At 33.0% G+C, this 12,983-nt stretch carries 10 protein-coding genes; 6 read left to right on the forward strand and 4 right to left on the reverse strand.

The features are described 5' to 3' along the window. The first annotated feature begins 19 nt into the window (after positions 1–19). On the forward strand, positions 20–553 hold the full coding sequence (locus BOW57_RS04375; protein ID WP_129053163.1) for a hypothetical protein: 534 nt from the start codon (positions 20–22) through the stop codon (positions 551–553). Here the strand turns inward: BOW57_RS04375 and BOW57_RS04380 are convergent, their stop codons facing one another. Then, on the reverse strand, positions 554–997 hold the full coding sequence (locus BOW57_RS04380) for a nucleoside deaminase (RefSeq protein WP_089052611.1): 444 nt from the start codon (positions 995–997) through the stop codon (positions 554–556). A gap of 109 nt (positions 998–1,106) precedes the next feature. On the opposite strand from BOW57_RS04380, the gene BOW57_RS04385 reads away from it, so the two are divergent. Beyond that, the gene (locus tag BOW57_RS04385; RefSeq protein ID WP_129053164.1) at positions 1,107–2,894 is read left to right on the forward strand and encodes a 1-deoxy-D-xylulose-5-phosphate synthase; all 1,788 of its coding nucleotides are present in this window, start codon (positions 1,107–1,109) and stop codon (positions 2,892–2,894) included. 35 nt (positions 2,895–2,929) lie between these two features. Beyond that, positions 2,930–3,931 carry a DUF3078 domain-containing protein gene (locus BOW57_RS04390; protein WP_129053165.1) on the forward strand — a complete coding sequence of 334 codons (1,002 nt, stop codon included), beginning with the start codon at positions 2,930–2,932 and terminating at the stop codon, positions 3,929–3,931. A 96-nt stretch (positions 3,932–4,027) separates the two neighbouring features. Here BOW57_RS04390 and BOW57_RS04395 read toward each other — a convergent pair whose 3' ends face one another. Beyond that, positions 4,028–5,374, reverse strand: a complete 1,347-nt coding sequence (locus BOW57_RS04395) for a deoxyguanosinetriphosphate triphosphohydrolase (RefSeq protein ID WP_089052608.1) — start codon at positions 5,372–5,374, stop codon at positions 4,028–4,030. 229 nt (positions 5,375–5,603) lie between these two features. Continuing rightward, positions 5,604–6,065: an Lrp/AsnC family transcriptional regulator gene (locus BOW57_RS04400; RefSeq protein ID WP_129053166.1), complete on the reverse strand. Its 462-nt coding sequence runs from the start codon at positions 6,063–6,065 to the stop codon at positions 5,604–5,606. Between the two features lie 157 nt (positions 6,066–6,222). Between BOW57_RS04400 and metE the strand changes: the two genes are divergently transcribed. Continuing rightward, positions 6,223–8,544, forward strand: a complete 2,322-nt coding sequence (gene metE / locus BOW57_RS04405; RefSeq protein ID WP_129053167.1) for a 5-methyltetrahydropteroyltriglutamate--homocysteine S-methyltransferase — start codon at positions 6,223–6,225, stop codon at positions 8,542–8,544. Positions 8,545–8,702: 158 nt separating this feature from the next. On the opposite strand, the gene BOW57_RS04410 is transcribed toward metE, so the two are convergent. Further along, positions 8,703–9,296, reverse strand: a complete 594-nt coding sequence (locus BOW57_RS04410; protein ID WP_129053168.1) for an outer membrane beta-barrel protein — start codon at positions 9,294–9,296, stop codon at positions 8,703–8,705. A 146-nt stretch (positions 9,297–9,442) separates the two neighbouring features. Between BOW57_RS04410 and gldA the strand changes: the two genes are divergently transcribed. Both gldA and BOW57_RS04420 read left to right on the forward strand, forming a co-directional pair. Then, on the forward strand, positions 9,443–10,339 hold the full coding sequence (gene gldA, locus BOW57_RS04415; protein WP_129053169.1) for a gliding motility-associated ABC transporter ATP-binding subunit GldA: 897 nt from the start codon (positions 9,443–9,445) through the stop codon (positions 10,337–10,339). 424 nt (positions 10,340–10,763) lie between these two features. Further along, a complete protein-coding gene (locus tag BOW57_RS04420; RefSeq protein ID WP_129053170.1) occupies positions 10,764–12,887 on the forward strand; it encodes a TonB-dependent receptor domain-containing protein in 2,124 nt (707 codons plus the stop codon). Positions 12,888–12,983: the final 96 nt, after the last annotated feature.

A 12,983-nucleotide genomic window follows, 5' to 3' on the forward strand; every position in this document is an offset into this window, starting at 1 on the left:
TTTCTAAATTTAAAAAAGAATGCCCAATAACTCAAACAGATATTCTTCTGAAAATGAATTTATTATAAAAAACAAAAACACAATTATATATCTGCTGGGTGTAATAACATTTTTTATTTTGATTGCCTTTGCAGATTATTATGTTTTACCTGCGTCAAAAGCTAATGATGTAATTACGCATTACACTATAAGAACTTCTGGGAAATCTAGACAAAAAGTTTCTTATCATTATTTTACACAAAAAGGATTTACTTTTTCTACTGCAAAAGAATTTATTGATGAAAATAATATTGCAATTGAAACTTCTTTATTATTTAAATCTGTAACAACCGTCAAATCCAAAACAATAAATTATACAAATTTGCTTTCCAGCGGTTTAAGCAGCAATGGAATTCAATTTTACACTTGCCTAATTCTTCTTTTTTCAATCGGAATAAGTATAAAGATATTGCTTTCGAAAAAAGGGTTTTCCGAAAACACATTTTACAATATTGTCTGCTTTAATTCTTTTATGATTTTTGTCTGTGTTTACACAGGAGGATATTTGTTTTAACTACTTACGTCTTTCCAAGAAAAAACGTTTCATTAAATCAGCAGCTTCATTTGCCATTATACCTGAAACTACTGTAGTTTTTGGATGTAGTTTTGTTCCCATTGTTATAAAACCTCTTTGTTCGTCTCGTGCTCCAAAAACAATTTTCGAAATCTGACTCCAATATAAAGCTCCTGCACACATTTGGCAAGGTTCGAGCGTTACATAAAGTGTACAATCTTTTAGGTATTTACCGCCAAGAAAATTGGCTGCAGCGGTTATCGACTGCATTTCGGCATGAGCCGTAACATCATTTAATAATTCTGTTAAATTATGACTTCTTGCTATTATTTTATCAGCAACAACAATTATTGCTCCAACAGGAATTTCGCCTTTTTCAAAAGCCATTTCAGCTTCCTGCAAAGCTTTTTTCATGAAATATTCGTCGGTGAAAGGATTTATCATAAATGCAAAAATAAGAAGATTACATTAAAACTCCCCACTCTATATATAGATCTCAAAAAGTAAAATTTAAATTTAAATTTAAAACCGTAAATTTGCTTTTTTCCATACAATGAAAAGCGATTTACTTTCGAACATATATAATCCAGCTGATTTACGCGCACTTTCTGAGGCACAACTTTTACAAGTTGCGCAAGAATTACGTCAATTTATAATTGATGTAGTTTCTGTAAAAGAAGGTCATTTGGGAGCTAGTTTGGGCGTTATTGAACTTACAATTGCACTTCATTATGTTTTTAATACACCAGATGATTTGTTGGTTTGGGATGTTGGTCATCAAGCTTACGGACATAAAATCCTGACGGAAAGAAGGGGAATTTTCCATACTAACAGACAAATCGATGGAATTTCTGGTTTTCCTAAAAGATCAGAAAGTGTTTATGATACTTTTGGTGTTGGACATTCTTCGACTTCTATTTCCGCAGCATTGGGAATGGCGATTGCTTCAAAATTAAAAGGCGATTTCGATAAACAGCATATTGCAGTTATCGGCGATGCTTCTATTGCAAGCGGAATGGCTTTTGAAGGTTTAAATCATGCCGGAGTTACTGATGCCAATTTGTTGGTTATTTTAAATGATAATGCAATAGGAATTGATCCGAGTGTTGGTGCTCTTAAAAAATATCTTACTGCTGTAAAAGAAGGAAAAAATCCGAAGAAGAATAACATGATCAAATCTTTGAATTTTGATTATTCAGGACCAATAGACGGTCACGATCTTCCGAATTTAATCAAAGAATTGAATCGCTTAAAAAACATAAAGGGTCCAAAATTTCTTCATATTGTAACCACAAAAGGAAAGGGTTTACAGCAAGCTGAAGAAAATCAGGTAAAATATCATGCACCTGGAAAATTTGATGCTTCGACAGGAGAAATCATTTTAAAATCTGAAGAAAATTTACCGCCTAAATTTCAGGACGTTTTTGGTTTAACTATTTTAGATTTAGCCAGAAAAAATGAAAAAATAATTGGAATCACACCTGCAATGCCATCTGGAAGTTCTTTAAAATTTATGATGGACGAATTACCGGAACGTGCTTTTGATGTTGGAATCGCCGAACAGCATGCTGTAACGCTTGCAGCCGGAATGGCAACACAAGGCATGATTGTATATTGCAATATTTATTCGACTTTTTTACAGCGTGCCTACGACCAAGTAATTCATGATGTGGCTTTACAAAATTTACCTGTTATTTTTTGTCTGGACAGAGCAGGTTTAGTTGGCGAAGATGGCGCAACGCATCACGGTGTTTTTGATATAGCGCACCTGCGTTCTATTCCAAACATGATTATTTATGCACCTATCAATGAGATTGCTTTGCAAAACATTTTATATACGGCTCAATTAGGTCTAGAACATCCAATCGCAATTCGATATCCAAGAGGACGCGGCGTGCTGCCAAATTGGGAAGTAGAAAATTTCGGACATTATGAAAAAATTAAAATCGGGAAAGCTATTTGTTTAAAACAGGGAACAAAAACGGCTGTTTTATCAACGGGAACTATTGGAAATAATGTAATCGAAGCTCTACAACAAAGTACAAATCCAGAAACTATTGCGCATTACGATTTCCCTTTTATAAAACCCTTAGACAATGAGGCCTTACACTCGATATTATCTTCATTTGATAACATAATTACAATAGAAGACGGGGTGAAAAATGGCGGTTTTGGAAGCGCTATTTTAGAGTTTGCAGCCGCGAATAATTTTAAAAATAACATCACTATTTTAGGGATTCCAGATGAGTTTATTGAGCACGGAACAGTAAACCAGTTACAACAATTGAGTAAAATTGACGTTAAAAATTTAATAAATCTTTTTTCTAATGAGCCAAAATAATTATTTTGCGGCACCAAAATATTAAAATAAACCTAATGAAATTAATACGTTCCACTCTTTTTATTCTACTGTTTTTGTGTACAACTAAAAACTCTGCCCAATTAATACAAACAACAATAGATCCTAATAAAGCACCAAAACTTCCTTCAAATTGGGCCAAAAAAAATCAAGTAGGGTTTGATATTTCAGAAATTGCATTTGTGAATTGGAGTGCGGGGGGAACAAGTTCTATCTCTGGTTTGTTTAAAGGAGAATTTGGAAGAATTTACCAAAAAGGAAATCATAAATGGGCGAATGAGCTTATTGTAAAATACGGATTAAACAAACAAGACGGAACTGAACTACGTAAAACGGACGATGCTTTTCAACTCAACTCAACTTACGGATTTAGAAAAGATACTGTTTCAAATTGGTTTTACTCAGCCAAGTTTAATTTTAATACACAGTTTACCGACGGTTATAACTATCCTAATCGTGACATTGCTATCTCGAAACCTTTTGCACCTGCTTACATATTTCTTGGAGCTGGAGCTGAAAACTCGAATAAGAAGAAAAACAGAACTTTTTACTTCTCTCCTATTACATTAAAAACTACTTTGGTATTAGATCAATATCTTGCAGATCAAGGTTCTTTTGGTGTTAAAAAAGCAGTTTATGCTACTGATCCTTTAGATCCAAATAATAAAATCTTAATTGAAAGCGGTCAGAAAGTAAAAGCCGAATTTGGTATTCTTATGACAGCCTATATGAAAAACGAAATCTATAAAAACGTTTTCTACGAAAACCGATTAAGCTTATATACCGATTATTTAAACCGATTTGGCAATGTTGATATTGATTATGATACTCGTTTAGATCTTGTTGTAAATGCTTATGTTAAAGCGAATATTGGTGTTCATTTGGTTTATGATGATGACATTAAAACCAAAAAAGATGTAATTGATCCTGCTACAGGCGCAAAATCTCAGGTAAACGACGGACCTAGAATGCAATTACGCCAAGTTTTAGGAGTTGGTTTAGTTTATGCTTTTCAATAATAAAAAAACTTAATTCTCGATAATGAGAAAATAAAACACCCCATAAATTATCTTTATGGGGTGTTTTATTTTGAACAATAACACAAATGCTTCTATTTAATTCTTCTTACGTCCTTGAATAGTCTCATATAATTCTAAAGCATTCCCATCTGTTAGTAATGAAACGTAATGACAGATATGCAGTAAACGCTCATACAAATTACCTTTATCTAAATGATGCTTTTCTGGCAGCATCTTCAAGATCAATTTATCGTAGTTTGATGCTGTACCTTCAAATTTATTGTTGAAAGCCGTTATAAATTTATCCAGCAAAGTTTGAATAATTTGATAACCCACAATTTCTTTCTCGATCACTTCGCGGCTTTGGTAAATTTTATCAACACTTAACTTGATAATATCATTCATCTGCGCTTTGTATTTACTTTTGTCTGTTAATGCAAAAGGAAAATTTCCTGCTAGAATAGCTTCTTCATTTTCAACAAATACATCTACAGCATCGTTAATCAAAGCTCCAATTGCTAAAGCTCTTAAATAACTAATTCTGTCCTCTTTTGTTTCCAACAATTTATATTTAGAAACACCAATATTATCTTTTACCAATTTTATAAGATACTCTAAAGCATAATCTTCTGAAACTAAACCTAAATTTATTCCATCTTCAAAATCAATAATAGTGTAACATATATCGTCTGCAGCTTCAACTAAATAAGCCAAAGGATGTCTTTCAAAACCAATATCACCCTCTTCTTTATTTGCGATCATTCCCATGTCATGAGCAACTTCTTCAAAGAATGATTTATCTGTTTGGAAGAAACCGTATTTTTTATCGGCAATATTACTAGTTGGCTTTTTCGGAAGACTTTCTTTAGGATATTTCATAAAAGCACCTAAAGTAGCATATGAAATTCTAAGCCCGCCTTCAATTCCTGGACGACTTGCTGTTAATACCGAAAACCCGTTAGCATTTCCCTCAAAATCAATTAAATCCTGCCACTGTTTTGCTGTTAGTTTATCTTTGTATTTTAATCCCTTTCCGCTCGAGAAATACTCTCCAATTGCTTTTTCACCCGAATGTCCAAAAGGTGGATTTCCAATATCATGAGCTAATGATGCTGCGGCAACAATTGCCCCAAAATCATTCATATGATAACCGTGAATTTCTTTTAAATAAGGATATTTTTCGATGATTTTTTTACCAACCAAACGTCCTAAAGATCTTCCAACAACAGAAACTTCTAAACTATGTGTAAGTCTTGTATGTACGAAATCTGTTTTGGAAAGCGGAATTACTTGCGTTTTATCTTGTAAACTTCTAAAAGCAGCCGAAAAGATAATTCGGTCATAATCGACCTCAAAACCCAATCGCGTGTCGTCTTGTTCTACACGTAATCTTTTGCTTGTATCGCCTTGACGTTTTAATGATAAAAGTTGTTCCCAGTTCATTTTGATTTTAGATTGTAGATTAACGATTTTAGATTTTTGATCTAAATTGATGATTTAAGATTTCAAAAATACATTTTATTTTAGGATAATATTGAATAAAAATAGGCTGCCAATTATTTTGATTTAAAAGATTAAATCCTTTGTTTGCCACGAATTTCGCGAATTTCCACCAATTAATTTAAGTTCAATGATTTGTGTTAATTCGCGAAATTCGCGGCAAAAAAAAACTCTAAAACTCCAATGCCGTACTATGTTTGATTTCGCCCATTACAAAAATACTATTCGTATTTCCGATGTTTTCAATGGTTGATAATTTGTTCATTACAAAATCCTGATAACTAGCCATATCTTTCACTAGAATTTTCAACATAAAATCATAATCGCCGGCAATGTTGTAACATTCAATAATTTCCGGGAGCGCCACAATGTCTTTCACAAAATTGCTACCCACATTTTTAGCGTGTTCTTTTAAACGAACGTTGCAAAAAACCGTCATGCCTCGATTCATTTTTTGCTTGTCTAACAACGCTACATATTTAGTTATAAAACCATCTCTTTCTAATCGTTTTATACGTTCATAAACTGGAGTAACTGTTAAGAATAATTTACTCGCAAGATCTTTTGTGTTGATATTTGAGTTCTCCTGAAGGTGCTTTAAGATAAGCAAATCGGTTTTGTCTAGATTTTCCATAGTTTTTTTTACGGCTGAAAGTTTGTTTAAAAGATATTCACAGTAATAAAATCTTTAAAATTACATTTCTAAAACGCATTTTACTGAAATAATCTTCAAATATAAGTTATAAAATCTAATACAATAAATTTGCTCAGTAAAAAATACTGAAATCAAAATGAAAACAAATAATTTAGGTTATCCAAGAATTGGGAGCAACAGAGAGCTCAAAAAAGCCAGCGAACTGTATTGGGCAGGAAAAATTTCGGCAGACGAACTTATCGACGCAGGAAAAGAAATTCGAATTCAAAATTGGCATTTACAAGCTGAAGCCGGAGTTGATTTAATTCCGTCTAATGATTTTTCTTTTTACGATCAGGTTTTAGATTTAACCTTGACTGTTGGAGCAATTCCAGAACGTTATCATGAATTAGCTAAAACAAATTCTTCTTTAGATTTGTATTTTGCAATGGCAAGAGGCGCACAAAAAGATGGTCAGGATGTTGTTGCAATGGAAATGACAAAATGGTTTGACACGAACTATCATTATATTGTTCCCGAGTTTACAAAAAACCAAAAATTCGAATTGTTTTCAGAAAAAGTAATCAACGAATTTAAAGAAGCTAATGCTTTAGGAGTTGCCACAAAACCAGTTTTAATTGGACCAATTTCGTATTTGCTTTTAGGAAAAGAAAAAGAAGAAGGTTTTCACCGAATTGACCTTATTGATAAATTACTTCCTGTTTATTTCGAAATTTTCGAAAAATTACAAGCAGAAAACGCAGTATATATTCAGCTTGACGAACCTTTCTTAGCTTTAAATTTAACTGATAAAGAAAGAAACACTTTCACAAAAGTGTATAACGAAATCAACATTCGTTTTCCAAAACTTAAAATCATTTTAGCGAATTATTTTGACTGTTTTGGAGAAAATTTAGAAACCGCTCTGGCTTTACCAGTTGATACTTTCCATTTAGATTTAGTTCGTTGTCCTCTTCAATTAGATGATATTTTAGAATCTGGAAAATTAAATACAAATGTAAATCTTTCCTTAGGAGTTGTTGACGGAAGAAATATTTGGAAAAATGACTTCAAAAAATCATTAGAATTAATCAAAAAAGCAACTGATGCTTTAGGCGAAAATAGAATTTTAGTGGCGCCGTCTTGTTCTTTAATTCATAGCCCGTGCGATCTAGATCTAGAAACAAACGATCAAACTCTTACACCAGAAATTAAACAATGGCTGGCTTTTGCAAAACAAAAAATCAGCGAGATTGTACTTTTAAAACAATTTGCTTCAAACGAAGTTGATACTAAAAATTCAATTGATTTTGAGCAAAATGAAATTGCAAACGACAATCGTAAAACTTCAAAATTAATTCATAATAACGAAGTTAAAAACCGTGTTGCCGGAATTACAGCTTCCGATGATAAACGTAAAAGTATATTTGCTGCAAGAAGAAAAAGTCAGATTGAAGCTTTAAATCTGCCATTATTTCCAACAACCACAATTGGATCTTTCCCTCAGACAGCTGAAGTGAGAAGCTGGAGAGCAAAATTCAAAAAAGGAGAATTAACGACTGAACAATACAACGATTTAATCGAAAAAGAAACTGAAGCTACAATTCGTTTTCAGGAAGAAACTGGAATTGATGTTCTAGTTCACGGAGAATTCGAACGTAATGATATGGTGGAATATTTTGGAGAACAATTAGCTGGATTTACGTTTACAAAAAATGGCTGGGTTCAAAGTTACGGAAGCCGCTGCGTAAAACCGCCAGTTATTTATGGTGACGTTTCAAGACCAACTCCTATGACGGTAAAATGGTCGAAATATGCGCAGTCCTTAACTTCAAAATGGGTAAAAGGAATGCTTACAGGTCCTGTAACAATTTTACAATGGTCTTTTGTTCGTAACGATCAGCCTCGTTCTGAAACGTGCACACAAATCGCATTAGCAATTCGTGATGAAGTTGTAGATTTAGAGAAAGCAGGAATCAAAATTATTCAAATCGATGAGCCTGCAATTCGAGAAGGTCTGCCTTTAAGAAAAGAAGAATGGGCTAACTATTTAGACTGGGCTGTAAAAGCATTTAGAATTTCGGCAAGCGGTGTAAACGATGATACACAAATCCATACGCACATGTGTTACAGCGAATTCAACGACATTATTCAAAACATTGCTGATATGGATGCCGATGTTATTACAATTGAATGTTCTCGTTCGCAAATGGAACTTTTGGATGCTTTTGCCAACTTTAAATATCCAAACGAAATTGGACCTGGAGTTTACGATATTCACTCTCCTCGTGTGCCTTCAAGCACAGAAATGGTTCGTTTGTTAGAAAAAGCTTCGGCTGTAATTCCAGTAGATCAGCTTTGGGTAAATCCAGATTGCGGTTTAAAAACTCGTCATTGGGATGAAACTAAAAAAGCTTTGATCGAAATGGTTGCTGCTGCTCAGGAAATGAGAGCTGCCGTTGAAAATCCTGTTGTGTAATAGTTTTACCTAGAATATATTTTTGTTTTTTATGCCAGCAAGTGAGACCGAATTTAGTTATGATTCGTTTCGGTTTCACTTTTGCTGGCATTTATATTTAAACAAAAAAGCATCCGCCGCGGCGGATGCTTTTCTCGAAATTGAATATATATTTCAGATTAGAAATTCTTTGAAATTCCCACAGAAAATGCTTTTCCGAAAGTGAAATTGAAGTTTTTAACATTGTCTCCATTTCCATTATTTCCGTCATAATTTAAAGTATTGTACCCTAAACCTCCAATATTGAAGTTTAATCCAAATCCTTTGTTAACATTAATGAAAATTGCCGGTGTAACTCCAACATAAAAACCGTCACCTTCATTTATTGTTGATATTGGTCCAACAGTGTTTGTTGTTTTTCTGCTTTGGTATCCAACTCCTAAATCAGCATAAGCAGAGAAAGTTTGGTTCAATGGTTTTGAGTAACGTAAAAAACCTCCTAAAGAGAAATTATTTAATTTGCTCTCTGTATTATTACTAAACTCTCTTTTAGCAGTACCAACTCCAGCTTCGATACCCGCTGTCCAGTTTTGGTGAAATTGATAACCTACTTTAGGCGAAAAAGTAAAAGAATTAGTTTTGTCTTCTGATCCAGAATTTGAAACGTTTTGAGAATTATACTCAATACTTCCCATTACTAAAATGGATCCTTTTTTTTGTGCAGTTGCAAAAGTGCAGACAGCCAAAGCGGCTATCAATAAAAATTTTTTCATGATTTGGGTTTATTTTAATTTAGCATTGCTTTAACAACAACAATGCCGTGAATCTATTGGGTTTTATTTATTTTATGGTTTCTTTAAAAGACAAATTTTAGCAATCAAGATTATTTCTGTTTACTTTTGTAGCAAATAAAAAGTCTATGTCGATCGAAGTTAACAACATATCAAAAAGTTACGGAACTCAAAAAGCACTGAACGAAATTTCATTCTCTATTCAAAAAGGAGAAATCGTTGGTTTTCTTGGCCCAAATGGTGCAGGAAAATCTACTTTAATGAAAATTTTGACTACTTATTTGCTTGCCGACGACGGCTCAGCCCTTGTAAACGGTCACGATGTCATGACGAATGCAAAAGCAGTGCAGCGTTCCATAGGATATTTACCAGAACACAATCCATTGTATTTAGATTTGTATGTTCGTGAGTATTTGGCTTTTAATGCCGATGTTTATCAGGTTCCAAAATCAAGAATCGAAGAAGTAATTCAACTGACAGGACTGTCAACCGAAAGCCATAAAAAAATAGGACAATTATCAAAAGGATACCGCCAGCGTGTGGGACTTGCCAATGCTTTACTGCATAATCCTGATGTTTTAATTTTAGATGAACCAACTACTGGTCTAGATCCTAACCAGTTAATGGAAATACGAAATGTAATCAAAAATGTGGGTAAAGATAAAACTGTTTTTTTATCAACTCATATCATGCAAGAGGTTGAAGCTATTTGTGATCGTGTCATAATTATTGACAAAGGAAATATTGTTGCTGACAACAAATTAGATCATTTGGTTGCTGCAAATAAAGAGCAAGTTATTGAGGTTGAGTTTGATTATCAGGTTGAAGGGCAGCTTTTAGCAAGACTTGAAAATATTGCTTCTTATAAAAATACGCATGACATGACGTGGGAACTTACTTTTGTTACTGAAAAAGATATGCGTCCTGCCATTTTTGATTTTGCCAATGAAAACGGCTTAAAAACACTGCAATTAAATCAAAAAAATAAAAATTTAGAAGCTGTATTTAGAGAAATTACCAAGTAGTTTTCGATCTCGGATTTCAGTTTCAGCTTATCCAACAAAACCAGTTTATTCTGTAAAAGAATAAACTGGTTTTTTATTTTATTAAATCTTCAAAAAAAGCAATAAAGCTGCTCCAATTCCATTATTTACGCGTTCTGAAGCGCAAAAACAACATTGAAACCTAATTCATGTTCTCTCGTTATCAATGGTTTACAATTAAAAGAGTCAAATTTGAATTATTTTTATTTAGACTTGATATAAATAGTGTTATATTTGCAGGATCAATCTCAATAATACTGCACAAATGCCACATTTATTTCACTTCATAATGTCTCTTTTTTATTCCTTTTATAATTATGTTGAACGCTTCACGAAGCTACTTTCAGATAAAATCGAACAAATTGTTTTACATTAAAAAAACTCATTTATAAAAGCACAAAACGACATGAAGAACATTTTAACCTCTATTATGCTCGCGTTTTCAGTATACTCTTATTCACAGACAGAAAAAGAAAAAGACAGTCTAGTTGAAACATCTATCAATGTTTTAGATGAAATTGTAATTACAAAAAAGAAAGTTTTATATACTCAAAAATCAGATCGTCTGGTTTTTAATGTTGAAAACAGCATTGTATCTGAAGGCGGTACAGCGCTGGACGTTTTATCTCGCGCTCCTGGAGTAGTAGTTTCGCAGGACGGCGATTTGTCTATTCGAGGACAACAGGGTGTTGCCGTTATGATTAATGGTAAACTAACACAGCTTTCTCAAAAAGAATTAGCTAATTATTTAAAATCAACCACTTCTTCAAATATTAAACAAATTGAAGTTATAACGAATCCTTCTTCTAAATATGACGCGGCAGGAAAAGCCGGAATTATAAATATTATTCTAAAAAAACCAAGTGCTTCAGGAATTAAAGGAACTGCGTTTGCAAGTTATGGCCGTGGACGAAAAAACAGAACTAATTCTGGAGTTAATTTAAGTTATAATAAGGACAAATTTGGTGTTTATGGTAATTACAGTTACACTTTTAGAGGTGAAGAGGAACGCAAGGAATTTAACCAAACGCAATATACAGACATAACGCGTCAGCAAATTGATACTAAAAATCATCAAACCTCAACCACAGACGAACCGCTTACTTCAAATAACTTTAAAATTGGAACTACTTATGAAGTTTCTCCTAAAACGAATTTAGAGTTTTATGTTGATGCTAAATTGGGGCGTTATGAAAATATGGCCAACGGTCGAAACTCTTTGAGTAACGCCCAAAATCAACTGCTTTTTGATGCTTCAACATACAATGACAGTAAAGAAAAATGGAATGATTACACCTATGCGTTCTCTGGAGTTCATAAGTTTAATACGGAAGGAAAAAATATGTCTTTTGACTTTGAATATGAAACTTCAAAATTTAGATCAAATCAATTTCAGAGTGCACAAAATATAGATCCTTCAAACCCAGCCGATATTAACGATCGAAGAGGTTTTATTCCGTCACAATTAAAAGTTTTTACAGGAAAAGTAGATTTTACAAATCCATTAAAAGAGAAACAATCTATTGAATGGGGTTTTAAAGCGAGCTTAAAAAACAATGATAATCCATCGGTTTATGAATATAATGACAATAACCAATGGATAATTGATCTTAATTCGACCAATCATTTTGAGTACAAAGAACAAATTTATGCTGCGTACGCCAATTATAAACATCAAATTGGAGATTTAAATATTCAAGGTGGTTTACGTTCTGAATATACGGCAATCAATATTTTGCAAAGAACTTTAAACGAGGAGCACAAAGACGATTATTTAAAATGGTTTCCGAGTCTTTCTTTAAAATATGAACTTACAAGCAATCATTCTGTTCATGCTTCTTATAGTAAAAGAATAAACAGACCGAGCCAATTTGACTTGAATCCGTTTCGTTTTTATGATGATTCATTTAACTATTCTCAAGGAAATCCAAATTTAGTTCCTGAAATTACACATGCTGCTGAAATTGGATATGCTTGGAAAAGCAATTTCATGTCTTCGTTGTATTTCAACAGCACTAAGGATGTTTTTACAGAAGTTTATACTTATGATCCGAGTACTAACACAACGGTTACTTCTCAGATAAATGTATCAAAATCTTATAATTATGGGGCAAACATTACTCATACAGCCGAACTTTACAAGTTTTGGTCTATAAACACTCTTTTCAATATTTTCGAAAATAGATTTATGGGCAACATTGTAAACTCTGATACGATAGATCCAATTGTTACGCTAAACTTAAGTATACAGAATTCATTCACAATAACAGAAAGTCTTAAAGCTGAAGCTAACGCTCAGTATCAATCAAAATCGAACCTTGGCGTTTATCAGCGTGATGGCTTTTTTGATTTCAGCATTGGGGTTTCAAAGCAGGTTTTAGCAAACAAAGGCAGTATAAAACTAAATGTTACAGATATTTTTAATACTAACAATTTTTACATTAACTCAACAGTTGGACAGACTGCTATTAATAAACGATACGATCTAGATAACCGCATTGCGACATTATCTTTTACTTATAGAATTTAAGATCCCTTGAATTTGTTTTTGTTTTTTATTTTTTTTTGAATGAGAGGAGCCTGCTAAAAGCAGGCTCTTTTTGTCTATAAGGATATTATGCAAAAG

The organism is Flavobacterium sp. YO64, from assembly GCF_004119505.1.
Lineage (GTDB): Bacteria > Bacteroidota > Bacteroidia > Flavobacteriales > Flavobacteriaceae > Flavobacterium > Flavobacterium oncorhynchi.